This is a genomic window from Acuticoccus kandeliae, from assembly GCF_003073115.1.
In genome coordinates, this window is sequence record NZ_QBBV01000209.1 from 1 (window position 1) to 279 (window position 279).

General features: G+C 69.5%; 1 pseudogene. It reads left to right on the forward strand.

Annotation, left to right across the window (positions count from 1 at the left end):
• Positions 1–279: pseudogene (locus DBV35_RS30825) on the forward strand (hypothetical protein); the annotation flags it as partial.

The window sequence follows — 279 nt, forward strand, 5'->3', positions numbered from 1 at the left end:
GCGGGGTCGGTCAACTACCTGGACGTGATCGATGCCGAGCGCAACATGCTGTCCGCCGAACGCATCGGCGTGCAACTGGCCGGCAGCCGCGTGAACTCCACGGTGGGGCTGTCCGCTTCCATCTGGACGCCTCTGCTGCTCTCACTCAAGGTGGCGGGCTGGGCGACCGTCCTCAACCTCGTGCTGGGCGTGGGCGCGGCCTACGCGCTCGCACGCACGCGCAGCCGCCTGCGCGAGGTCATCGATTCGGTCTTGACGCTGCCCCTGGTGCTGCCGCCG